The organism is Myxococcus faecalis (assembly GCF_050039385.1).
Taxonomy (GTDB): Bacteria; Myxococcota; Myxococcia; order Myxococcales; family Myxococcaceae; genus Myxococcus; species Myxococcus fulvus.
The window spans coordinates 5638931-5661316 of sequence record NZ_CP144336.1 but is presented as its reverse complement, the minus strand read 5'-3'; the positions used below and the strand labels follow the sequence as shown (position 1 = coordinate 5661316).

The window sequence follows — 22386 nt, the reverse complement described above, 5'->3', positions numbered from 1 at the left end:
GAAACAGGAACCACCCCGGGCAGGGGCTCCACCGTCAGCGGACGGATGGCGCGCGAAAGGAACGGGCGCTGGGAGCCGGCCGCGGTGGACGGGGCACGCACTACCCATGGGGTGACTTCCAGCCGGAGGACGAACATACTTTTCACGGTGCGCCCACGGGCCCATCGGGCCCATCGCCGTCGCAAGGAGAGCCGACCATGTCGCCCCCGTCGTCCGACGCCTCCATGCCTCCGGAAGTCCTGCTGCGCTCCGGCCGCGCGTCGTATGAGTTCGTGAGGTCCTTGGGGGCCGCGCACCATGGGGAGCTGCTGCTCGCCCGTCGTCGCTACGAGGCGGACTTCTGCGGCTACGCGGTCATCAAGCGCCCGCTGGGCGAGGACGCCGCGGCCATCCACCGGCTGCTGGAGGAGGGCCGGCTCACCGCGCTGCTGCACCACCCCAACGTCGTCTCCGTGCACCACCTCAAGGGCCCGGACGACACGCCGGTGCTCGTCTTCGAGCACACGCCCGGCCACCGGCTGGACGCGCTGCTGGAGGCGTCTTCCCGCTCGCACCTGCCCTTCTCGGAGGGCTTCGCGCTCTACGTCGCCGCCGAGATCGCCGAGGCGCTCCACCACGCCCACACCCTCACCGACGAGCACGGCCACCCGCTGCGCGTGGTCCACCGCGACGTGGCACCCCACAACATCCTCGTCACCGAGCACGGCGCGGTGAAGCTGCTCGACTTCGGCGCCGCCACCTGCGTGTTCTCCGGGGACGCCGCGCGCGCCGCGCCCCCCGTGAGCCTGGCCTACGCCGCGCCCGAGCACGTCGCGCGCCAGCCGCTGGACGGCCGCGCGGACCTGTTCGGCCTGGGGCTGGTGCTGCTGCAATTGCTCACCGGCCGCCACCTCTTCGAGGGCGCGGACCGCTTCGAGGCCGAGCGCCGCCACCGCCACGAGCGCGCGCTCACCCAGCCGCCGTCCGACGCCGGCGAGGCGCTGGAGGACGCCATGAAGAACGCGGTGGGCCTGGCCGCCGCCCGGGAGCTGCGCCGCCGCATCCGCGCCTACGGCCATGATGATTTGGAGGACGCGCTGCGCTCGGTGCCGGCGGCCTTCCAGCCGCTGCTGAGGGGCACGCTGGCGCCGGCGCGCGAGGAGCGCTTCTCCACGGGCGCGGAGCTGGCGCGGGCCCTGCGGCTGTACGCGCGCCGCGCGGGGCTGGTCTTCGGCCGGGCGGAGGCGCTCGCGGAGGTGACGGGCCTGCGCTACGCGGCGCTGCGCGTGCAGGCGGGCGAGTCCCCGGAGGAGGTGCTGGAGGACAGGCTGCTGCCGGAGGAGGACCCCGCGAGCTGAGCTTCGCTCACCTCCGAATCGCCCGATGTTCACGGGTGGACACCCGGGACGTCCACGCGAGGACGTCTCGACGCGCCGCGGCTGGCGGATGTCGGACGCCGGTACGAGGCTGAGTCTCCATGTGCACGCCCAGCCTCGTCCTCCTGGTGGAAGACCACGTCGACAGTCGGGAACTCCTGGAGGAGTTCCTGACCCTGGAGGGCTTCACCGTGGAGACGGCCGGCAACGGCCAGTCCGCGCTGGAGCGCCTGTCGCGGCTGCCCTGTCCGGACGCGGTGCTGCTGGACCTGATGATGCCGGTGATGAGCGGCTGGGAGCTGATGCGCCACGTGCGCGAGGATGACCGGCTCAAGCAGCTGCCCGTCGTCGTCGTCTCCGGCGCGGGCAACCACCAGGCCCTGCCCGAGGGCATCCAGGGCACCGTGCCCAAGCCGGTAGACCTCTCCGAGCTGCGCGCCACACTGGCCCGCGTGGTGAGCACGCAGGGCTGAAGGAAGCCCCCGCCCTGCCTCAGGCCGGCGGCGCGCGCGGCAGCGTCACCCGGAACACCGTGCCGGTCTCTTGCGTGGACGTCACCTCGATGTGGCCCCCGTGGCCCTTCACCACCTGCTCGACGATGTAGAGCCCCAGGCCCAGGCCCCCGCTGTTGCCGCCTCCCTGATGGCTGTGGCCCGCGCGGCGGAACGGGTCGAACAGGTGGGGCAGCGCGTCCGGGGAGATGGGCTCGCCCGGGTTGTGCACCTCCAGCACCACCGTGTCGCCCTGGTCCGTCAGCGTGAGGGTGACGGGCACATCCGCCGCGCTGTACTGGAGCGCGTTGCCGCCCAGGTTGCTCACCACCTGCAGCAGCCGGTCCGCGTCCCACTGCCCCTCGTAGCGCCCGCTGCCGCCCGCCACGCGCAGGGTACGCTCCGGCCACGCGGCCTCCAGCTCCTCCACGCCCTGGCGCACCACGGCGCGCAAATCCCCCGCGGTGCGATGCACGGGGATGCCGCCACCCAGCCGGCCGCGCGTGAAGTCCAGGAGCTCCGAAATCATCCGCGTCATCCGCGCGCTGGAGCGGGCGATGCGCGTGACGAGCCGGCGCTCGCGCTCGGGCAGGGCCTCGCTGTGCAAGAGCTGCGTGGTGGACAGGTGGATGGCGTTGAGGGGGTTGCGCAGGTCGTGGCTGACGATGGCGATGAGCCGCTCGCCGAAGCGCGCCGCCTGCAGCGCGGCCTCCTGGGCGCGCCGGCGCTCGGTGACGTCCGTCAGCGTGGCCACGCCCGCAATGATGTCCCCGTCCCTGTCGCGGATGGGCGCGCTGGAGACGAGCACCGTCATCGAGCGGCCATCCTCGTGCCGCAGCATCCCCTCCTCGCCCTGCACCACCTCGCCCGTGCGCAGGCTGCGCGACAAGGGCCACTGCTCCGGCGCGTACGGGCGCCCGTCCAGGTGGCAGGCGCCGTAGTCCCCCGCGAAGGCGTCCACGTTGGACATGGGCTGGAACGGGCGGCCGGTGAGCGTGGAGACCTGCCGGTTGGCGAGCGCCAGCCGGCCGCTGGCCGCGTCCGCGATGACCACGCCCGCGGGGAGCTGCTCGAGCACCGCCGCCAGCCGCGCGCGCTCCGACTCGATGGTGGACAAGAGCCGCTGCCGGTCCGTCTCCACCGCGCGCCGCTGGGTGATGTCCATCACCGTGGCCACGCGCTGGGACACCTTGCCCGTCTCGTCGCGGAAGGCCGTCACGTGGGTGAAGGCGGGGAAGCGGCTGCCGTCCTTGCGCAGGTGCAGGGACTCGTACTCGTGCGAGGGCTTGGAGCGCGCCGCCGCCGCGTGACGCGGGAGCATGCCGCGCGCCTCCGGGGCGATGACCGTCTCCAACGGTTTGCCCACCAGCTCCTCGGGCGTGGCCCCGTGCATGCGCGCGAAGGCGGGATTCACGTCCAGCAGCACGTCGTGCTCGCCGGCCACCACCACCACGCCCACGCCCAGGCGGAAGAAGACCTCCTCCCAGCGCTTGAGGCCCGCCTCGCTCTCGCGAAGCCGCCCCAGCGACACCTCCGCCTCCTCGTGGGCCTCGCGCTCGCGGGCGTGCGCCTGCGCCTGCGCGAGCAGCGCGGTGGCCCGGTTCGCCATCGCGCGGAACAACAACAAGTCCTCCTCGGACAGCTCGCTGGTGGCGCGGCTGCCCATCAGCGCCACGCCGATGAGCGCGTCGTCGAGCACCAGCGGCACGCCGTACAGCGCGCGCACGTCGGAGGTGCGCACCACGTCCGAGCGGACGCGCACGTCACGGCTCGCGTCGTGCACCAGCAGGGGCTTGCGGGTGGCGGCGATGGTGCCGGCGAAGCCCTGGCCCACCGGGACGCGCCCCCCCACGTCCACGCCCTCACCCACGGCGCTCTCCACGCGCAGCAGGTCATCGCCCTCGCGCAGCAGCACCACGGCCACGTCCACCGCGACCACCGTCTCGCGCAGCACCTGGAGCAGCCGGGGCAGGAAGCCCGCCACGTCGGGGCTGCCCAGCGCCGCCGCGCTGATGCGGTCCAGCGCCTGGAGCGTGCGCTCGCGCGCGCGGGTGTAGCGGCTGACGGACGCGGCCACCGCCTCGTCCATGGCCTCGTGGAAGATGCGCTCCTCCTCCGGCCGCGGCGTGGCGCTCCCGCGCGAGGACCACAGGCGCAGCACGCACGAGCGCAACAGCCGGTACTCCACCACCACCTGACGCAGGTCGAAGCCCTCGCCCAGCCGCTCCAGGGCGTGGTGGTCGCTGATGGCGCCCAGCCCCGAGGCCAGCTCCGGGCGGGGCTCGCGCATCATCAACGCGATGGTCTCCAGCAACCGGGGCAGGCCGTTGCGCAGCGCGGGGCCCGCCAGCGCCTGGGCGGCGGGGATGGAGCGCACCTCCACCTCCCAGGCCGACATGATGGCGTCGCGGTTCTTCAGCAGGAAGTCAGCCAGGGGGATGGGCAAGGGCGTGTCGGGGTGGGGTTCCGGGCACAGGGGGTGCCCCGGGTCTAGGTCACTCACAGAGCCCGGACAACCGCCGAGATGGCTTGCGCCATCCAGCCCACACTTCACGCCCTGTCTCTCACCCCCACGGGGAGGTGGGCGCGGTGACCTCCGTCAGCCGCAGCAGGCGGTGCTCCTGCTCCAGCAGGTAATGGACCCGGAAGCCCGAACCCAGGACCACCAGGCCCGCCTGTCCCGGAGACAGGGGACCTTCCAGCGGCAGCCCCGCGGCCAGCGCCGCCAGCTCTCCCTGGAGCTGCTGCCGGACCGGCGCGGAACACTCGCGGAGCGTACACAAGGCCTCGGGCATGAGCTGGAGTCGCAGTGCCATGGTCCATGTCAGGTTGACCACCTCGGCCCCCTGGAACAAGACGTGCCTGGGGTCCAAGGCACTCGTTCGTTTCCAACTTCCGCGAATCTGGATTCCCCGCGAGCCGCCGCGCGTCATGTGCCAGGCTGTCCTCCAGCCAACGACGGGCTTCGGTGGCCGCGAGCGCGAAAAGGTGGCGCGCGCTAATGAGAACGGGTCTCCTCCCCCCCATCCCTCATGTCTCACTCCGTACGCCATCTCCTCCTCGTCGAGGATGACCCTTCCTGGCGGAAGCGGCTGGCCGATGCAGCCCACGCGGAGGGCGTCGCCGTGAGCCACGCCTCGGACGGCGTGGAGGCCCTGGACTGGCTGCGCACCCACCCGCGCGCCGGGCACCCCGACCTCATCCTGTTGGACCTGATGCTGCCCCGCATGGATGGCTGGGAGCTGTACGGGCAGCTGCGCATGGATGCGCGGTTGCGGCACCTGAACGTGCTGATGTTCTCCGAGGCGCTGCACGGCCAGGAGGTGCCGCTGGGCGGCGTGGTGGGCTACCTGCACAAGCCTCCCACGCCCGAGTCGATGATGGGCGCGGTGCGCTCGCGCCTGCGCTTCGCGGCGGCGCTCCCCTCGCGCGAGCCGGCCGGCGCGTACTCGCTGGAGCTGCGCGAGGACGTGTCCCTGCCGCTGCGCCTGTTGCCCGCGCCGGTGGGACACTCGGTCCGCATGCACCTCTTGCGCGCCGCGGAGCTGGTGGGCTCCGAGCTGCCCATGGCGTCCACGTGGCTGATGGCGCTGCCGGGCACACCTCCCGCGCTGCTCGTCTCCGTCGAGGGCGTGCGCGTGGTGCTGGACGTGGACGACGAGGCCCGCGTGCTGCGCGCCACCTCCGTCGATGTGCCGCCGGACCTGCTCACCCGCTCCTGAGCGTCCCTGTCGTCACGCGGCGACGACGTGGCGCACGGCGCCGTGCTCCAGGTCCAGGCACAGCACGCGGCCGTGCACGTCGTACACGAGCAGCGTCGAGCCTCCCAGCCGCACGCGCGGCGGCGTGTCTCCCTCGAAGGTGAGGGTGAGCCGGGCGCGCAGGACACCCCGGGCATCGAGCAGTCGCGCGTCCCAGCCCTCCACGCAGCGCACCACCTCCGCGCGCCACGTCGAGGTGAGGACCTGGTGCACGGGCTCACCGAGCCCGGCCTCGGAGACCCACGGCGTGGCTTGTCGGGGGATGTTGGGCGGCAGCCACAGCCAGTCGACGCGGCGGAACAGCGGCCCTTCGTCGACCATGAGCACGGCCGCGCGGGCCTCGCCGTCCGGGGTGAGGGCGCAGGAGCGCAGCCCCAGCACCTCCTCCGCCGGTCCCGACACCAGCGGCCCACGCGCGCGCAGCGTGGGGCCGTTGCGCAGCTCGTACGTCCAGCGCTCCAGGTGGCTGGTGGCGAAGCTCAGCCACGCGTCGTCCGCGGCCAGGGAGCGCACGGTGCCGGGCACCTCCGCCACGCGCCACAGGGCCCGCGCGTCGGGGGCCTGGGCGTCCAGCATCATCACCGTGTGGCCGGACACGACGAACCAGCTCCCGCCGTCGTAGGTGGGCGCCCAGCTCTCCATGGCGAGGTCGCACCAGTGCGTGGCCGTGCGCGCCATCACGTCGACGCGGGACACGCGGTACAGCTCGCCCCGGGGCGCCAGGGCCAGCACGCGGTCCGCGTGAAGCGAGGCCACCAGCGAGAAGGCGGGGACATCCAGGTGCGCGAGCCTGCGGCCCTCGGCGTTGAGCAGCACCGCGCCCGCCTCCCCCAGCGCGAGCAGCACGCGGCCGCCAGCCAGGGCCACGGCGTCGTGGACGAAGTGGGTCCCCGCGTCGGCGAGCGAGGCGGACGCGACGACGGGAGGCTGCTTCGGGTCCGAGCCCCAGGCCGGGAGGCGCTGCGCGGGCAGCGTGGGCAGGTCCGCGCGCAGGGCGCCGTCGAGCAGCTCCTTGAGCAGTCGCTCGAGGAGGTCGACGGTGACGTGCGCGCGGCCCGCGGCGCGGTCCTTCAGCAGGGCGCGCACCGTGGGCTGGAGCAGCGTCGCGCGCATGGCGGAGACGGACTCCTGTGACAGGGCCTCGGCGAAGGCGAGCCGCTCCAGGCCGCCCTGGGGCGTCTCGTCATCCAGCAGGGCCGACACGCGAGCGCGCGTGGAGGACAGGCCATCCGGGAACGCGCAGGCCCAGCGGGCCAGCAGCCGCGAACCGGTGGGGCCCCCCACTTCGACGCCGCGCTCCAACCACCCGCGCGCCAGCTCCCGCTTCTCCACCACGGGCCAGATGACCTGCACGGCCTGAGACCAGTTGCCCGCGTCGGCGTGGTCCTGGGCCCAGAGGAGCCTGAGCGCGCGGGCCTCCTCGGGGTGCGTGCGCTCCAGCCGGAGCACCGCGTCCGCGAAACAGCCACTGCGCCGGGCGATGGCCACCGCGCGTTGGGGGTCCTTCGCGAGGAACCACTGGCGCACGACGAGCCCGGGGCCCAGGGCGCGGCCCTCGGCGAGCTCCGCGGCGAGCTGGAAGCGGCCGTGCTTCTCCAGGAAGGCGACGGCCTCCAGGTGCGCGCCGAGCAGCTCGGAGAGCACGAACACGGCCTCATCGATGCGGCCCTCGCGCTCGAAGCGTTGGAAGGCCGCGCGGTAGCGTTGGCGCAGCGCCTCGTAGAGGTCCTCGCCGCCCGCGAAGGTGGTGGCGGGCCCCCGGGGCCCCAGCTGCAGCGTGAGCTTCTCGCGAGGCCCCGGCAGTCCGAGCGCCTCGCGGGTGTTCGCATCGGGGGCGCCTCCGCCCAGCGGCACGGCGTGGCGCAGGGCTTCTCGCAGGTCCCCGTCCTCGAACATCTCGAAGAGGCGGCGCAGGTACTCCGCCTTGCGACGCAGGAGCAGTTGGCTCAGCGGAGACTGGTGGATGAGCCATTGGGACAGGCGCGAGAACACACCCGGGCTCGGCGGAGCGGGACGCGGCCCCGGAGCCTGGGCGCGAGTGCCCGAAGGTTGCGCGTCCTCCACGGTGGAGAACAGGGACGACAACCATCGACCCAACCAGGACGGCTTTCCCGAGGTGAGCGCGCCGTCGCTCGTGGTGCCACCGCTCCCGAGCCATGCGGTGAACCGGCCAAGCCAGCCGTCCGTGCTCCCACCAGAGGCCCGGGTCAGCGCCGCCGGCTCACGTGCCTGCGCGCCGTCAGCACCTCCGCCGAACGCGGCGCGAAGCCGACTCCACCACCCCGCCGAACCTTCACGCCTGGCGGCGGACGAGCTCGACCTCGAACCTGGACGAGCGCCCTCGCCTCGCCCGAAGGCCGCGCGCAGTCGCGACAACACCCCAGGACGCGTTCCTGAACCATCGCTCCCGCGCCGCGACAACCCACCAGGCCGCGCCTCATCCCCCGGTCCGAGGGCCGCGCGCAACCGCGACAGCAAGCCACCACGCGCCATCGCACCACCCCGCCCGAACGCCGCGCGCAGTCGCTCCCTCCACCCCACGGGCTTCACCGTGGCGGGCGCCTCCGCCACGCGTCCCTGCATGCGCGCCAGCACCTCCTTCGCCTCCGTCGACAGCTCGGGGACCGCGGAGCCGAAGAAGGCCCGGGTGAGCGGCGCCTTCGGCTCCACCACGGACGCCACGGGGGCCGGTGGCGCACCCAGTCCCCGCGTGGGCACCGCCGTCCACGCCGACACGTCCAGCCACGAGGCCACATCCACCGGCAGCGCGCCCGTCACCGGATGCACGCAGGCCCGGCCCCCTCGCACGAGCACGAGCGAACCCGGCCGCGCCTCCACCCGCTCCCACTCCGCGGACGACAGCGGCGCCGAGACGAGCACCCCTCGCTCCAGCGTGAGCGCGAGGCCCGGACTCGTCCCCGCGTCACAGCGACGCGCGCCAGGCAGGCGCAGCAGGTAACCGTTGGCCACCCACAGCACGGAGGCCCCCGGCGCCCACAGCGACATCACCCGCCGACGCGCCTCGTCCTCCGAGAGCAGCACCGGGTCGAACCAGAAGGCCACGGCGCTCACCGTGCCACGATGCAGGTGCTGACGTGGCGAAGGCGAAGGACGCATCACCTCCCTCCCGTCGTCGCGCGGTAGAGCACCCGCCCCATCAGCAGGTCCAGCACCACCAGCTCTCCACTTCGCGTCAGCCACGCGAGCAGCGGCGCGGAGTGGCTGACCTCGGCGTGTGTCACCACATCCGACGCCTTCCTCAGCACGGTCTCGCGCTTCTCGGTCAGCCACAGGAGCGTGCGCTGGTCCGCGGCCAGGACGAACAGTCCCGCCTGGTGCTCCGCGACGTGACAGCCGCCCACGCCCACGACCCGCGCCCCCTCCGGCACGGTGATGTCCACCTGGTGGTCCGCGAGGAACATGCGCCACACATTCGATGCGTGTCGCGCCGCGAGCAGCCCCATGCCCTGGACCACCGGGACATCACTCGCCCAACCGAAACAGGCCTCGCCCATTTTCACGTTCAGCACCACGTCCTCGGCGTCCCAGGTGCCCATGACGTGCAGCGACGTCCGGGGCGGAGGCGCGGGCGCATCCTCCTGCGGCGCGAGCACGAACACCGGCTTGCCGGCGTCCCCCGTCTGCCAGGGCTCACGCCTCAGTCGCTCCAGCCGCGAGCTGACGGGCACCTTCGCGCCGCCACGGATGTAGACGAGCTTGTTGCCCACCTCCACCATCGCCGTCACCGGGTAGTCGAGCGCCACCATCTCGATGCGCTGCTCGGCCTCGACGCGATACACGAGGAAGAGCCCGCCGGTGCGCGTCAGCAGCAGCACCATCTCGTGACGGCCCCGGTCCCGCCAGGAGAACAGGCGCCCCGGTCCCGGGGTCGCGGAGGGGAACGTGGGCGCATAGCCGGACGACCACCCGCCGATGATTTCGGCCGACCCCACGCCCCGGTGGATGCGCGGCTGGGAGAGCGTGCCGTGGAGCACGTAGCGGTCCTCGCGCTCCATCAACGTGAGCAGCCCGCCATTCGGACGCCAGCCCGCGGCCAGCACCGTCTGGTTCGGCTTCACCTTGATGCGCCGGGGCTTGGGGAGGGTGGCCGTCGGCGAGGCGGGGATGGCCATCGCGGACACACTGCCATCCGCGTGGAACGTCACCAGCCGGCGGCCCTCCGCGGAGAAGTGGAACGACGTGGGCCGGTCCTCGGACAGGCGCACCACGGGCTTCGCGACGCGCGCCTGGAACGGGTCTCTCAGGAGCCGGACGCAGTCGTCCGCGGGCGGCAAGTCCAACACCACCGAGCGCGCCTCACGCGACGCGGGGCGCACGTCCACCTGGAGCTTGCGCTCGCCAGGCTCCATCACCTCGCCCACCTCCACGCGAGACAACCCGCGTGCGCTCGGAAGCCGCGCCAGCCGGGCATCGCCGACAAGCCACGCATCTTCCGGAGTGGCCTCCAGCGCGAGCGCCTCACGCCACGCGGCGAGCTGCTCCTCCGTTGGCGGCGCGAGGTCCCTCGCGCCGAGCCAGGACAACACCAGCGACCACGTCACCTCGGAGTACGGGCGCTGCTTCGGAGGAGGCGCCTGGAGCACGCCCCACGTGAACGCCGCCCCCGCGGCCTCGGCGCGGCGGGCCATGACGATGAGCAGCGCCAGGTGCGCGATGCGCGGGTTGCCGAGCTGGTCCGGCCCCGCGTCCAGCAGCACCACCGTGCGACGCGCGCCCTGCGGCTGTCGGAACGAGGGCTTCAGGTACGACAGCTCTCCGAAGGCGGCGCGACGCACCAGCTCCTCGGGAGCCTCCAGCGCCCAGAGCCACTCACTGACGAGCAGTCGGTCGAACGAGCCGCGCCGGGACAGCCCGTCATATCCCTCGGGCTCACCGCCCTCCATGTTGGAGCGCGAGCGCATCCCACCCACGGCCGCCGCCAGTCGCGCGACATACGCGCCCACGTGGAGCGACAGGGGCTCGGGGAACAGCGACAGGGACTCGGCCCAGGGACTCAGGGAGGGAGGCAGCGCGCTCATGAAGCCCCGCCCTCCTCGTCCGCGAGCCACGCGGCGAGCGTGGCGCGGTGCACCGGCCGGGCCGACGCAACGGACAGCAACCACGGCCCCGAGGGCAACACGGCCCACGGCGTGCCACCGACCTCCACGCGCGAGAGCAGCGCCCGCTCCAGCACGGACACCAACACCTCGGGAGCCACCGCGCACGGCAGCAGCAGCGACGGCGCGGAGACGTCTCGCCCCAGGTACGTGACGCCATCCACCCACGGCAGGGACTCGGAGGCGCCCAGCAGCACGAGCACACCCCGTCCCGCGACACCACTCCACGTGGACAGCCGAGCGTCATCCGCCAGGAGCACGCGCCGGGCGAGCGCACGGGCCACGTCCCCCACGCCCACCACGGCCAGCGGCTCCAGCGGCTGCGCGCGCGGGCCCCACCGCACCGGCAGGGCACCCTGAGTCTCACTGCTCATGCCCGTGCTCCACCCTGCGCGCCGTCCGACAAGCAGACCGCCGCACCCACGAAGTGCCCTGTCTCCCACCGCGCCTGCCGGTGTTCCACCACACGCCTCGCACCGGGCACTCCGAGCCGAAAGCCTGCCGCATCAGCGCGGCATCGTGCGCCCCACGGCGCCTGTCCGTGCTCCGCCGCACACCCGCTCATCGTCCGCTCCCGGCGAGCACCCGCGTCACGCCGCGCCTGTCCATGCTTCGACACACACGCCTCCCCACAGCCTGTCCTCGCCAGGGTCCGAGCACCGGGGCCAGAAGACCCCTCGGTGCGCCTCAGACCCCTTGCACCCGGGCCACCGTCTCGGAAGTCGCCGCTCCATTCACGGCGAGCGCCTCGGTGAGCCCCGCGCGCAGCACCTTCAGGTCATCGCTCAGCGACTCCGGAGCGAAGCTCGCGTCCATCTCCCGCGCCACGCCCTCCAGCTTCAGCCGCCAGACCGCGAGCGCCTCCGCCGAGTCCGACGCGGGCCGCTCCGCGAGCAGCGCCTGTCCCGCCTGCGCGAGCCGCTGCGCGCGAGCCCGGGGACCGGCACTCGCCTCCAGCGCCGCCGCCGCGAGCGCCGGGTTCTCCGACGAGGCCAGCACCTCCCGCAGCACGTCGCGCGCGAGCGCCTGTCCCTCCTTCGTCGGCACCACGTACACCAGCGGCCACAAGTCCGAGGCCGTGGGCACCAAGCGCCCCGCGAGCACCCCCGCGGCCGCCACCAGCCGCTGCGCCTTCACCGCGCGCCGGTCCGACAACCCCAGCCCCGCCGCGCGCAGCGAGCGCAGCGCATGCGCCAGCTGCGGTCGGACGCCCGCGAGGTCCGCCTCCCGCGCCGCTCGCGAGAGCACATCGAGCGTCTCCAACGACACCCACCGCCCGCCCTCCGCGTCCCACGGCATCGCGCCGCCGGTGAGCAGGTCCTCCAGTCGCGGGTCCGGCACGGGCTCGACGAAGATGCGCGCCAGGAACCGGTCCGCGAACGCCGCGAGCGACTCGTCCTCCGGCAGCGCGTTCGCCGCGCCCACGCAGACGCGCAGCGGGCACTTCATCCGCGTGTGCCCCCGCCGGAACGTCCGCTCGTTGAGCAACCCCAACAGCGTGTTCAGGATGGCCGTGGAGCCGAGGAAGACCTCGTCGAGGAACGCGACGTCCGCCTCCGGCAACATGCCCGTGGTCTGCGTCTCCACCAGGCCCTCGCGCAGCTTGCGCAGGTCCACCGGACCGAACAGCTCCGACGGCTCGGTGAAGCGGCCCAGCAGGTACTCGAAGTAGGAGCCGCCCAGCGCGCGAGCGGTGCGACGGACGGCCTCGCTCTTGGCGGTGCCGGGCGGCCCGATGACGAGCAGGTGCTCACCGGCGACCGCGGACAGCGCGATGAGCTCCACCATGGCCTCGCGCTCGACCAGCCCCCGACCCGCGTCGGAGAGGGCATCGCGGACGGCGCTGGCCGCGGCTTCGAAGGTGACGGACATGCACGAAAGCCTAACCGCCGGACTTGGCCGGCGCGAAGAGTCCCCGGACACCCTCCAGTCGACACACACCTGCCTCGCGGTGCCGGGATTCCAGCGCGAGAGGAATGGCCACGAGGCCGACCGGGGGCGCCTTCGTGACGGGACGCCACCGGCCTTCATGACACGACACACCTCTTCATGCCCCGGCGTCAGGTCGGACATAGACTGCGTTCCATGAAAAAGATGTCGAAGTGGGTGGCGCTGGTGGGCGTGCTCGGCGTGGGCACGCAAGCGGTGGCGGATGGCTGGCATGGCTACGCGTCGCTGGGAGCGGGCATCACCCTGGACCACCTGAGCGACCTGCGCGCGAAGGGCCCCGCGCTGCACGGCTACCTGGGCGTGGAGTCGCCGCCAGGGCTGTCCATCGGCCTGCTCGCGGAGGTCTCCGAGACGTGGGGCAACGAGCTGCGGGACGCGGCCCGGCAGGACCGCCTGGAGCGGACGCAACTGGATTACAAGGCGGTGGGAATCGAGGCGCGGCTGCGCTTCTTCCGGGACAAGCCCATCAACCCGTGGGTGGGCGCCAGGCTGTCGAAGAGCTGGGGCAGCACCTTCGCGCCGGACGAGTTCGGCACCTTCCTGCGCAAGAACGTGGACACCACGAGCATGGCCTTCCGCGTGGGCGTGGATGGCTGGTTCAGCTCGCGCTGGGGCATCTCCGCCGCCACCGCGTTCCAGTTCTGCGACGTGAAGCTCACGCGCGAGTCGGTGAACGAGTGCGCCAAGCTGCTCCAGTCCGTGATTGTCGGTCCGGTGGTCCGATTCTGAGCCTCACCTTCCATCGTGCGCACCCTCGGCCGGACGGTGTAGACCTCCACGTGTGAGCGAGAGCTGGGAGCAGCGCAGACGACGCGAGGCGCGGGAGATGGACGCCGCCATCCGGAGCACCTTCGCGCGCAGACAGTCCAACGCGGAGCTGCGCGCACAGCTGGAGGCGCTCGCGCAGCGGCCCTGGTTCCGGGAGTTCTCCTGGCTGTGGGGCCCGTCGCTGCACGTGCGGGACCGCGTGCTGTTCCGTCCGCTCATCCTGTCGTGGCTGAGGGTGGGCAACCTCACCGCGGCCGGGAAGTGGGTGGACCCCTGGCAGGGCGAGAACGCCGCCGCGCTGGAGACGTGGCTCGCGGACGCGGACCGCCACGACGACGTGGAGGTCTTCCGTCGGCTGTACGAGTGGCGGCAGCAGGGCCTGGGCCTGAAGAAGGCCGAGGCCCGCTGGCGCGAGGACCTCACCCAGCGCTTCCGTGACGCCAGGACGCGGGCGGCCCGGCGGCTGGTGCTGACCAAGCTGGACGTGGAGACGGGGCGCCTCGACGAGGCGACGGCGCTCGCGCTGGATGACGTGGACGCGGAGCTGGCCCGGCCCTTCATCCGTCAACGCCTGCCCTTCGCGTGGGGTCCCGGGGTTCCCCAGGAGAAGCAGCACGCGATGTGGACCACGCTGCGGGAGCGGCTGCTCGCGCGCGGCGACACCGAGCTCGCCTGGGCCCTCTATCGCCGGCTCGTCACCGAGGACGCGTGGCGCGCGGACGTGTTCGCGCTCACGCAGTCGGTGAAGGATTCCCAGGCGCTGGTGCGCGCGCTGGAGGAGCACCACCCGGACGTCGCGCCGACGGGAGCGGCGGAGGTCTTCGTGGAGCTGGCGGAGAAGCGCGGGCGCGACGTGGTGCCCTACCTGCTCGCGCACCTGTCCACGGTCTTCCCGCGTTGGGCCGGCCTTCGCGCCAGAGCCAAGAACGCCAAGGGCCTGCCGGACCTGCTGGAGCTGTGCCGGGTGCGCGGCTGGGAGGACGTGTGGGGCGCGGCGCTGCGCACGTCGGCGACGGCGGAGACCTTCGACCAGGAGGTGCTCAAGCTGGTGCACGACGCGAAGGCGGACCCGGCGGTGACGCGCGGGCGGCTGCTCCAGGTCGCGGGCACCGGCGGCGAGTGGAACCGGCCCGGCCTCGGCGTCACCCGCGTGCTGCCGCTGACGGACCCCACGGCGGTGATGCTGTACGCGCGCTTCCCGGAGCTGCTCCGCGGCCCGTTCCGCATGCACGTGTCCTCCGGCTGGCACTCGTCGTACCCGGAGCTGGTGGGGCGCGCGCTGGAGCGCCGGGACGAGGAGCTGCTGGACTTCCTCGCCAGCCGCGCGGCGACGCAGGCCCAGCCCACGCACGCGGGCAACAAGCGGCAGCGCGAGTGGGTTCGGGTCCTGGACGCGCTCGCCACGCACTACGAGGAGCTGCCGAAGGAGGACGGCGTCTTCGCGCGCCGCGCCGCCAACGTGCTCGGGGCGATACCGGCGTACGCCATCTGGGCGGACAAGACGCTCCTGTCGCAGAACCGGCTCGCGCGGCTGTTACTCATGCGCTCGGATGAGCTCTACCTCGCGGACCCGCGCGCGGTGAGGGACCTGCTGGAGTCGCCGCAGATTCACGTGCAGGCGCTCGCGTTCCGGCTGCTCGGTCGCGACGCCCCGCGCGCGCGTGAGCTCGCCGCGAGCAACACGGACGTGCTCCAAGCCGCGCTCCTGCGGCCCCTGCACCGTCGCACGCGGCTGATGGCCTTCGGCGCGCTGACCAACGCGGCGCTGTATGACGTGGACACGGCGCGAAGGCTGCTCGCCCGGATGCGCGACGCCTTCGCGCTGCCCGACCAGCGCTATCCCAAGGAGGAGCTGGTGGAGCTGCTGGCGAAGGTGCTCCGGCGCTGGCCCGAGCTGCGCGGCCCCGCCGAGACCCCCCGCGTCTTCTCAGCGCCCACGAAGGAGGCCTCGCCGTGACGACCTTCGGCCTGTCGTACGCGACGCCCTCCGTCTTCGAGTCCACGCGCGAGCGCTCACTGTTGGGCCTGTCGGTGGACCAGCACCGGCCGGTGCGCTTCCACGCGAAGGTGGCGAAGGACGTGCTGCCCTTGCGACTGGCGCTGCAGGCGCTGGGGCAGCTCATCTGGCACTCGGACGAGTGGACCTCGACGTGGTGGGGAGTGCTGGACCCCATCATCACCGTGCACCCGGACCGGGTCTTCTTCGAGGCGTTCAGCCAGGACCAGAGCGCGTACGGGATGGTCATCGTGGACCGCGAGTGCTTCGAGCCCGAGGGCAAGGTGGCCTGCGGCACGACGAACGTGGACTTCACCGCGTGGCTGTGGTCCGCGCTGGGGGAGCTGCGCACCAGCCGGGACACGCACCTGCGCGTGGGCGCCGAGGGCTTCGAGGTGCGCACGGAGCGCGCGGGCGGACGCTTCGAGCAGAAGGTGGAGGTGCCGGACGACTGGGTGCGAGGCTTCCTCCAGCTCCAGGGCGGCATGGCGATGCCGGGCACGAAGCTGACGGTGCGTCCGGTGGACCTGCTCGCCGCGGTGCGCTTCCTCACGTTCACCAAGGCGCGGGTGTCACCGCGAGCGCTGCGGTACGAGTTCACGCCGGACCAGGACGCGAGGCTGGTGCTGGAGCCCTGGGAGCAGGTGGTGCCGCTGCGAGGCGCGGTGCATGGCCACACGGAGCCGCGCACGGTGCGCACGTGGGGACGGCGTCGGCTGCGCTTGCTCGAGCCGCTGCTGCCGTACGCGGACTCGGTGGACGTGTACCTGAAGGGCCGCGCGCTGCCGCACTTCTACAGCGTGCACCTGGGGCCGCGCGTGCGCTTCGTGCTGGGGCTGTCCGGGTGGACGGCGAACCGGTGGACGGGCACGGCGGGGATGGACCTGCTCCTGGAGCCCGAGCGGGACGAGGCGCTGGCGGCACGCGTGCTCGGGCTCTTGCGCGAGCGCTTCCACGCGTCCACGGACGAGGTCGTTCAGGCCCTGGGCGCGGACAAGGCGCGAGTGGCGACAGCGCTGGCGGCGCAGTGCGCGGCGGGACGGGTGATGTTCGACGTCGAGGCGCGGCGCTGGCGTCACCGTGAGCTGTTCGCGACGCCGGTGGACCTGGGACGGATGTATCCGCCGGACCCGAGGCGCGAGGAGGCGGAGCGGTTGACGGCGGTGGGCCAGGTGGTCGTGACCAGCGAGGACGTGCGCGAGACGCGCAAGGTGCGCAAGCTGCCGACGCCCGAGGGCCACGTGCTGCGCGAGGTCGTGCATCGCGACTGGGTGGTGCACGGGAGCGTGGGTCCGCAGACCGCCGTGGAGCTGGTGCTGAACGACGAGGACCGGCTGCTGTTCGGCACGTGCAAGTGCGAGTTCTTCCGCGAGAACCTGATGAACCACGGGCCGTGCGCGCACCTGCTCGCGCTGCTGCGGGTGGCGAAGGCACGGCGCAAGGAGCGGGCGAGCTCGGCGGCGCCCTCGGAGGCCGCGCTGGAGGCGCTCCGACAGGCGGAGAGGCCCGAGGCCCGGAGCGACCAGGACGGCGAGGGCGAGACGCTTGACGAGGACGGCGGCGATGACGATAACCGGTGACGCTCACGGGAAGGGCTGGGGCTCACAGATGAGCCGTCGGTGCCGCGGTGTTTCGCCGCGGCGGTGTTTTGTCCCCACTTCTTCTCCAGGGTCCCTGCGTACGGAACGCAGGGAGCCCCGGGTCCAGCGCCTCGCAGGTCGTCCCCTGGCCCCTCCCGGAGCACCATGAGCTGGTTCGACTCGACGCTGGGTTGGTTCAAGGGGCTCTTCACCCCGAAGCCGGTGACGCGGGATGTCTCGCGGCTCGACGCCTCCACGCGCGACGCGAGCGGACGCGCGGCGGACGTGGTGCGGGAGACGGTGGCCACCTCGGGCCCGCTGAAGCCCGGACACCGGCGCGAAATCATCCGGGACGCGCGACTCCTGCCCAAGGGCAGGCGCGTCTACACCCCGGGCCGCAAGCCCCTGATGACCCGGGGTGAGGCGCGGCGCTTCTTCTCCACGACGTTCCGCACGCGCAACCGCGACGTGCGCGACCTGCTGACGGACGAGGCACAGCTGACGCGCTACGGGCTGCCGGTGTGGCGGACGGAGGAGGACGTGGCGGCGGCGCTGGAGCTCACCGTGGGCCAGCTCCGGCACTACGCGACACACCGGGTCCGGGAGCGGGTGGCGCACTACGTGACGTTCTCGGTGCCGAAGCGCTCGGGGGGCACGCGGCTGCTGCATGCGCCCAAGCGCAAGCTCAAGGCGGTGCAGCGTCGGCTCCTGACGTTGCTGGTGGCGAAGCTGCCTTGCAGCGAGCACGCGCACGGCTTCGTGTCGGGGCGCTCCATCAAGACGGGCGCGGCGCCGCACGTGGGGCGTCGGGTGGTGTTGAAGCTGGACGTGAAGGACTTCTTCCCGTCGGTCACGGTGGGGCGGGTGCGCGGGCTGCTGCTCGCGTTGGGGTATGGCTATCCGGTGGCGGCGACGCTGGCGGTGTTGATGACGGAGGCGGAGCGGCAGCCGGTGGAGGTGGAGGGGACGGTGTTCCACGTGCCGGTGGGGCCGCGCTCGTGCGTGCAGGGCGCGCCGACGAGCCCCGGGCTGTGCAACGCGGTGGTGATGCGCTTGGACCGGCGGCTCGCGGGGCTGGCGCGGCGGTATGGGTATACCTATACGCGCTACGCGGATGACCTGACGTTCTCCGGGGATGACGTGGGGGCGATGGAGAAGGTGCGAGCGCTCGCCGCGAGGTACGTGAGGGACGAGGGCTTCGAGGTGAACGCCGCGAAGACGCGGGTGCAGCGTCGGGGTGGACGACAGCGCGTCACGGGCGTGACGGTGAACGCGGGGCTCGGGCTGTCTCGCGAGGAGCGGCGCAAGCTGCGGGCGATGATCCACCAGGAGGACGGCGGGGACGCGAAGCAGCGCGCGCGCATCGACGGGATGCTGGCGTACGTGAAGATGTTGAATCCGGAGCACGCGGCTCGTCTCGCGAGGCGACGCAAGCCGCGAGGGTGAGTGGCCCGCTGTCGAAAAGGCTGCGGGGGAGCGCGAGGAATGCACCGGTTCTCCACACCTGCCCTGCGGGCGCGTGGTGAGGGAGTTGAAGGGCCTCTACATCGGCGCTCCTCACCCTCACAGGAGTCGCCCCATGGCCAACGCCGCCCGCTTCGCCTTCACGCAGCCGAGCTCCCCCGGTGTCGAGTTCGTCATCGAGCTGACGGACGAGAACACGATTGCCCACGCCCGGAGGATTCTCTCCGGCGAGGAGAAGAACCGAATCCACGTGCATGGGCGCATCATGAAGCGGACCCAGCCGTACAACCCGAGGTTCTCGTTCCACCTGGACCCGTCGACCATCAATTTCTTCGAGGTGGCCATCGAGGTCTGCGACGCGAACATGACGTACGTGGAGGACCACCTGGACGAGGCGGGGGGCGCGTTCCTGCCGGGTGGCCATTGGTGCCCGTGGGACTCGAGGCTCGCGCGTGAGGTGAAGTGACCGGGGAATCACCTGAGCCGGGGGCCCGGGGCGACGTTACAGTGGAGGACATGAGCGACCTTCCTCCAGCGCCCGCGCCCCTGGCTCCTCGCTTCATGTATCTGCATGGCTTCGCGTCCGGCCCGAACTCGACGAAGGGTCTGGCGTTGAGCCGCCACTTCGAGCCGTTGGGCGTCCACATCGAGCGGTTGAACCTGCGGGTGCCCTCGTTCGAGGAGCTGAAGCTGAGCGCCATCACGGACACGGTGCGAGCGGCGCTGGGTGGCAAGCAGGACCGGGTGGTGTTGTTGGGTTCGAGCCTGGGAGGGCTGACGGCGGCGAGAGTCGCGGCGGAGGACGCGCGGGTGTGTGGCCTGGTGTTGATGGCGCCGGCGTTCCACATCGTGACGCAGCTGCGAAAGCGGATGGGCGAGGCGCTCTGGGAGCACTGGCGGACGACGGGCTGGATTCCGACGGAGGACTTCGTGGAGAAGCGCACGTCGAAAGTCCACTGGGGCTTCGTCGAGGACGCGCTGGCGTTGGACGAGAGTCTGGGGAACTGGCCCGACGTGAGGGTGCCCACGCTGCTCATCCACGGGCGAGCGGACGACACGTGTGACATCGCCAACTCGCGCCGGTGGGCAGAGGGCCGTCGCAACGTGAAGCTGGTGGAGGTGGACGACGGCCACGAGCTGACCGCGTCCCTGCCCTTCATCCTGGAGCAGACGGAGGCGTTCCTGCGGCCCTGGGGCGGTTCAGCGTGAAGCCACTTCCAGGAAGGTGAGGCCATCGAGTCCCAGCGCTTCGACAGCGTCCTTGAAGCGCTCGGTGACGATGAGCAGCGCGGAGAAGTTCGTCAGGCGGAACAGGTCCAGGTCGGTGGGCAGTGAGGCCGCGTCGAGGATGGGCTTGTCGGGACGACGGAGCGCGAGCCGACCGCAGGTCGAGCAAGGCGCGAGTGTGTTCCGAGGGAAGCAAGCGGGATGCAGGGAGCTGCGAGAGAGGACCTCGAGTTCCACCAGGTCCGTCACGGGCTTCTGCCGAGCCGTCAGCGCGGTGGGGTGACCGACGAGTCCTGTCAGTCCCTGTTCCTGGAGTGATTCCAGGTCCCCGAGGTTCACGACGAGCGAAGCGATGAACCAGGAGAATGAGGGGAACTTCCCGAGCGCCTTGCCGGTGAGGGGACCGAGCTCCGCCCCCGGGGGAAGTGGGGAACCGGGAGGGAGCAGAGGGCGGACGAGCTCACGCAGCCGCACGAGTTCCTGGAAGGATTCGGGCCTGTTCTCGAACAAGAGCTGTTCCGCGAGGGAGGACAGGTCGACACTGGGGTAGGAGCAACCAAAGTCACTCCAGCTCGCGCGGCAACCAGGACAATCCTTCAGTGCGGGAAGGAACCACCGATGCTCGGCATCGAAGTTCCCGCCGTACCCTTCGATGACCTCCGTGTCTTCACCGATGCAGAAGAACCGCCCCATGTGGCTCAGACCTCCTCGAACGTGGCCCCCTCGACCTTCGCACGCTCCAGGGCGTTCTTGATGTCCTCCGAGACGACGAGGGCGCTGGTCCAACCCCAGGTGCGAAACACCCTGGCGTCGCCAACCTGGATAGGGTCGATCCGCATCCCTGCGACGCACTGGTATTGGCCTAGCTTCTCCGGCCGCCCATCGTCTGGCCCGTAGCGCTGCACTTCTCGCGAGGCGGTCTCGTCGATGCAGCGCACCAGCTTCGTGGCCACGAGCATGAGGAACTGGTCGGGGCTGCCTTCGACCTCCACGGGGATGAGCTGCACGTCATCCGGGGCCAGCTCAGCGAGGACCGTGGCCAACCGGACGTGGACGATGGGAGTCGCGCCGACGCCCGCGGCGCTGAACTCCAACCGGCGACCGGGCTCGATGATGGGAATCCTCAAGCGTCCGTGCACCTGAACCGGACGTCCCTCCGTGAAGGCCCAGATGTCCTCCACCTTCTGGCCGAGTGCGTCCACCGGGTCACCCAGAAACCATGCCCCGGCCTTCACGTCCTCCTTGAGGAGGAAATATCGAGAGTGAGTCCTCAACGGGTCGGGAGCTCACGGAAGGTGAGGCCATCGAGCCCCAATTGCTCGACGGCATCCTTGAAGCGCTCCGTGCCGATGACCATCGTCGCGAAGTTGCCCACGCGAAACAGGTCCAGGTCCGCAGGCAGGGAGGCCACGTCCAGGAGCGGCTCATCGGGGCGACTGAGTCCCAGTCGACCGCATGTCGAGCACGGAGGAGGCTCGTCGGGAGGAAAGCAGTCGGGATGGAGGGCGCCTCGCGGGAGCACCTCCAGTTCCAGCAGGTCTGTCACCGGTTTCTGACGAGCAGTCAGTGCGGTCGGGTAACCGACCAGTCCTTGGAGTCCTGCTTCCTGAAGGGACTCCAGGTCCAGGTGGTGGACAAGAAGGCTTGAGCCGAGCCAGGCGAACGAAGGGTACTTCCCGAGCGCTTTTCCTTCGAGGGGACCGAACTCCGTCCCGGGAGGCAGCGAGTCCCCAGGGGGTGCCAGGGGACGAACCAACTCTCGCAGCCGCACAAACTCCGGATATGGCTCGGGTCTGGCTCTCTCGAACTCGCAATGCTGTTCCAAGAGCGACAGGTCGACACTCGGATAGGCATGACCGGAGGAACTCCAGGTCTCGCCACAGCCGGGACAGTCTCTCAGGCCGGGCAGTCCCCATCGGTGCGAGGCATTGACCCTCCCGCCATACCCATCCGCGACCCGATTGTCCTCGTCCACCCAGAAGAATCGCCCCACGTGTCCTCGCCCTCCTCCAACGTCAACGCGGCCCGGTGACGCGCTCGAATGTCACGCCAAGGTTCCCGACTTCTTCCAGGGCGCTCTTGATCTCCTCGGAGATGATGAGCGCGGAGGAGTAGCCCTGTATGCGGAAGACCCGGGCTCCTGCCGTCCTGGAAGCGTCGATACGCAGCCCGTGGATTGCACGGTACGTCCCCACCCTTTCGGGCGCGACGCCCTCTGGAGGGTAGCGCTGCACCTCCAAGGAGTTCTCTTCATCGACGCACTGGAAGCACCGGGTTGCATTGATGATGTAGAACGGCGTCTTCGCACCCTCGACCTCGATGGGGAAGACCTGGACGTCATCAGGAGCCAGCTTGCGGAAGACCCGCGCGACCTGTTCATCCGCGATAGGGGTTCGCCCCGAGTTCGCCACCGAGAAGGAGCGCTGCGGTCCATCACGGAACGGCCTGCTCCTCAAAGGTCCTGGGTCTGGCAAGGGTCTTCCATCGCTGAACATCCAGGGGTCTTCCAGCTCGCCACCTGCAGCCGGAACAGGCAGCTCCAGGACCCACTGAGGGAGGTCCGCAATCCCGATGTCGTAGAAGTTCTCGTCAGGCATCCACTATCCCTCACTGGGAACTATCAGGCGTCGAAGCTCGGAATCTGACTCGACTTTCGCCCTTTTGGGGTGGGATGCCC

General features: G+C 71.5%; 19 protein-coding genes. 9 read left to right on the top strand and 10 right to left on the bottom strand.

The annotated features are described in order from the left end of the window. Positions 1–197 precede the first annotated feature (197 nt). Together VZQ01_RS22695 and VZQ01_RS22690 are read left to right on the top strand one after the other, a co-directional pair. Complete coding sequence (locus tag VZQ01_RS22695) at positions 198–1337, top strand: protein kinase domain-containing protein (RefSeq protein ID WP_223751934.1); 1140 nt, start codon at positions 198–200, stop codon at positions 1335–1337. Between the two features lie 119 nt (positions 1338–1456). Then, entirely contained in the window at positions 1457–1828 is a 372-nt protein-coding gene (locus tag VZQ01_RS22690; RefSeq protein ID WP_267699036.1) for a response regulator, read from the top strand. A gap of 19 nt (positions 1829–1847) precedes the next feature. Here VZQ01_RS22690 and VZQ01_RS22685 read toward each other — a convergent pair whose 3' ends face one another. Continuing rightward, the gene (locus tag VZQ01_RS22685; protein ID WP_426748984.1) at positions 1848–4244 is read right to left on the bottom strand and encodes a sensor histidine kinase; all 2397 of its coding nucleotides are present in this window, start codon (positions 4242–4244) and stop codon (positions 1848–1850) included. 166 nt (positions 4245–4410) lie between these two features. After that, positions 4411–4662 (bottom strand): hypothetical protein, encoded by a 252-nt coding sequence (locus VZQ01_RS22680; protein ID WP_141323499.1) that lies wholly within the window; start codon positions 4660–4662, stop codon positions 4411–4413. A gap of 216 nt (positions 4663–4878) precedes the next feature. Here VZQ01_RS22680 and VZQ01_RS22675 point away from each other — a divergent pair, with 216 nt between their 5' ends. Next, on the top strand, positions 4879–5568 hold the full coding sequence (locus VZQ01_RS22675; protein ID WP_426744454.1) for a response regulator: 690 nt from the start codon (positions 4879–4881) through the stop codon (positions 5566–5568). A 12-nt stretch (positions 5569–5580) separates the two neighbouring features. Here VZQ01_RS22675 and VZQ01_RS22670 read toward each other — a convergent pair whose 3' ends face one another. The 4 genes from VZQ01_RS22670 to VZQ01_RS22655 all read right to left on the bottom strand — a co-directional run bounded on the left by VZQ01_RS22670 (position 5581) and on the right by VZQ01_RS22655 (position 12596). Then, positions 5581–8724 (bottom strand): bpX6 domain-containing protein, encoded by a 3144-nt coding sequence (locus tag VZQ01_RS22670; RefSeq protein ID WP_426744453.1) that lies wholly within the window; start codon positions 8722–8724, stop codon positions 5581–5583. Next, a complete protein-coding gene (locus tag VZQ01_RS22665; RefSeq protein ID WP_426744451.1) occupies positions 8724–10646 on the bottom strand; it encodes a hypothetical protein in 1923 nt (640 codons plus the stop codon). The genes VZQ01_RS22670 and VZQ01_RS22665 overlap by 1 nt, the downstream gene beginning before the upstream one ends. Then, on the bottom strand, positions 10643–11098 hold the full coding sequence (locus VZQ01_RS22660; RefSeq protein ID WP_426744449.1) for a bpX5 domain-containing protein: 456 nt from the start codon (positions 11096–11098) through the stop codon (positions 10643–10645). Before VZQ01_RS22660 ends, VZQ01_RS22665 begins: the two co-directional genes overlap by 4 nt. A gap of 313 nt (positions 11099–11411) precedes the next feature. Continuing rightward, positions 11412–12596, bottom strand: coding sequence for an AAA family ATPase (locus VZQ01_RS22655; protein WP_141323494.1), 1185 nt, complete (start codon positions 12594–12596; stop codon positions 11412–11414). A 213-nt stretch (positions 12597–12809) separates the two neighbouring features. On the opposite strand from VZQ01_RS22655, the gene VZQ01_RS22650 reads away from it, so the two are divergent. From VZQ01_RS22650 to VZQ01_RS22625, 6 genes are all read left to right on the top strand, one after another. Beyond that, positions 12810–13403: a hypothetical protein gene (locus VZQ01_RS22650; RefSeq protein ID WP_141323493.1), complete on the top strand. Its 594-nt coding sequence runs from the start codon at positions 12810–12812 to the stop codon at positions 13401–13403. A 52-nt stretch (positions 13404–13455) separates the two neighbouring features. Then, a complete protein-coding gene (locus VZQ01_RS22645; protein WP_426744447.1) occupies positions 13456–15399 on the top strand; it encodes a gliding motility protein in 1944 nt (647 codons plus the stop codon). Then, the gene (locus tag VZQ01_RS22640) at positions 15396–17018 is read left to right on the top strand and encodes a hypothetical protein (protein ID WP_426744445.1); all 1623 of its coding nucleotides are present in this window, start codon (positions 15396–15398) and stop codon (positions 17016–17018) included. The genes VZQ01_RS22645 and VZQ01_RS22640 overlap by 4 nt, the downstream gene beginning before the upstream one ends. Before the next feature lie 165 nt (positions 17019–17183). Next, positions 17184–18464, top strand: a complete 1281-nt coding sequence (locus tag VZQ01_RS22635) for a reverse transcriptase family protein (protein ID WP_426744443.1) — start codon at positions 17184–17186, stop codon at positions 18462–18464. 133 nt (positions 18465–18597) lie between these two features. Beyond that, positions 18598–18948 carry a BP74-related protein gene (locus VZQ01_RS22630; RefSeq protein ID WP_223751138.1) on the top strand — a complete coding sequence of 117 codons (351 nt, stop codon included), beginning with the start codon at positions 18598–18600 and terminating at the stop codon, positions 18946–18948. A 50-nt stretch (positions 18949–18998) separates the two neighbouring features. After that, positions 18999–19691 (top strand): YqiA/YcfP family alpha/beta fold hydrolase, encoded by a 693-nt coding sequence (locus VZQ01_RS22625; protein ID WP_426744441.1) that lies wholly within the window; start codon positions 18999–19001, stop codon positions 19689–19691. Here the strand turns inward: VZQ01_RS22625 and sitI6 (VZQ01_RS22620) are convergent. The 4 genes from sitI6 (VZQ01_RS22620) to VZQ01_RS22605 are packed head-to-tail and all read right to left on the bottom strand — an operon-like array spanning position 19683 to position 22306. After that, complete coding sequence (gene sitI6 / locus VZQ01_RS22620; protein WP_426744439.1) at positions 19683–20402, bottom strand: SitI6 family double-CXXCG motif immunity protein; 720 nt, start codon at positions 20400–20402, stop codon at positions 19683–19685. The two genes, VZQ01_RS22625 and sitI6 (VZQ01_RS22620), sit on opposite strands and share 9 nt — an antisense overlap. A 5-nt stretch (positions 20403–20407) precedes the next feature. Beyond that, positions 20408–20944, bottom strand: coding sequence for an imm11 family protein (locus VZQ01_RS22615; RefSeq protein ID WP_426744437.1), 537 nt, complete (start codon positions 20942–20944; stop codon positions 20408–20410). 35 nt (positions 20945–20979) lie between these two features. Continuing rightward, positions 20980–21702: a SitI6 family double-CXXCG motif immunity protein gene (gene sitI6, locus VZQ01_RS22610; protein WP_426744435.1), complete on the bottom strand. Its 723-nt coding sequence runs from the start codon at positions 21700–21702 to the stop codon at positions 20980–20982. Positions 21703–21724: 22 nt separating this feature from the next. Next, entirely contained in the window at positions 21725–22306 is a 582-nt protein-coding gene (locus VZQ01_RS22605; protein ID WP_426744434.1) for an imm11 family protein, read from the bottom strand. Between the last annotated feature and the right edge of the window lie 80 nt (positions 22307–22386).

Bases quoted from the DNA above. Each gene is read 5' to 3' on its own strand.
- VZQ01_RS22695 (WP_223751934.1), top strand. From the start codon at position 198: ATGTCGCCCCCGTCGTCCGACGCCTCCATGCCTCCGGAAGTCCTGCTG.
- VZQ01_RS22690 (WP_267699036.1), top strand. From the start codon at position 1,457: ATGTGCACGCCCAGCCTCGTCCTCCTGGTGGAAGACCACGTCGACAGT.
- VZQ01_RS22685 (WP_426748984.1), bottom strand. From the start codon at position 4,244: ATGTCGGCCTGGGAGGTGGAGGTGCGCTCCATCCCCGCCGCCCAGGCG.
- VZQ01_RS22680 (WP_141323499.1), bottom strand. From the start codon at position 4,662: ATGGCACTGCGACTCCAGCTCATGCCCGAGGCCTTGTGTACGCTCCGC.
- VZQ01_RS22675 (WP_426744454.1), top strand. From the start codon at position 4,879: ATGTCTCACTCCGTACGCCATCTCCTCCTCGTCGAGGATGACCCTTCC.
- VZQ01_RS22670 (WP_426744453.1), bottom strand. From the start codon at position 8,724: ATGCGTCCTTCGCCTTCGCCACGTCAGCACCTGCATCGTGGCACGGTG.
- VZQ01_RS22665 (WP_426744451.1), bottom strand. From the start codon at position 10,646: ATGAGCGCGCTGCCTCCCTCCCTGAGTCCCTGGGCCGAGTCCCTGTCG.
- VZQ01_RS22660 (WP_426744449.1), bottom strand. From the start codon at position 11,098: ATGAGCAGTGAGACTCAGGGTGCCCTGCCGGTGCGGTGGGGCCCGCGC.
- VZQ01_RS22655 (WP_141323494.1), bottom strand. From the start codon at position 12,596: ATGTCCGTCACCTTCGAAGCCGCGGCCAGCGCCGTCCGCGATGCCCTC.
- VZQ01_RS22650 (WP_141323493.1), top strand. From the start codon at position 12,810: ATGAAAAAGATGTCGAAGTGGGTGGCGCTGGTGGGCGTGCTCGGCGTG.
- VZQ01_RS22635 (WP_426744443.1), top strand. From the start codon at position 17,184: ATGAGCTGGTTCGACTCGACGCTGGGTTGGTTCAAGGGGCTCTTCACC.
- VZQ01_RS22630 (WP_223751138.1), top strand. From the start codon at position 18,598: ATGGCCAACGCCGCCCGCTTCGCCTTCACGCAGCCGAGCTCCCCCGGT.
- VZQ01_RS22625 (WP_426744441.1), top strand. From the start codon at position 18,999: ATGAGCGACCTTCCTCCAGCGCCCGCGCCCCTGGCTCCTCGCTTCATG.
- sitI6 (WP_426744439.1), bottom strand. From the start codon at position 20,402: ATGGGGCGGTTCTTCTGCATCGGTGAAGACACGGAGGTCATCGAAGGG.
- VZQ01_RS22605 (WP_426744434.1), bottom strand. From the start codon at position 22,306: ATGCCTGACGAGAACTTCTACGACATCGGGATTGCGGACCTCCCTCAG.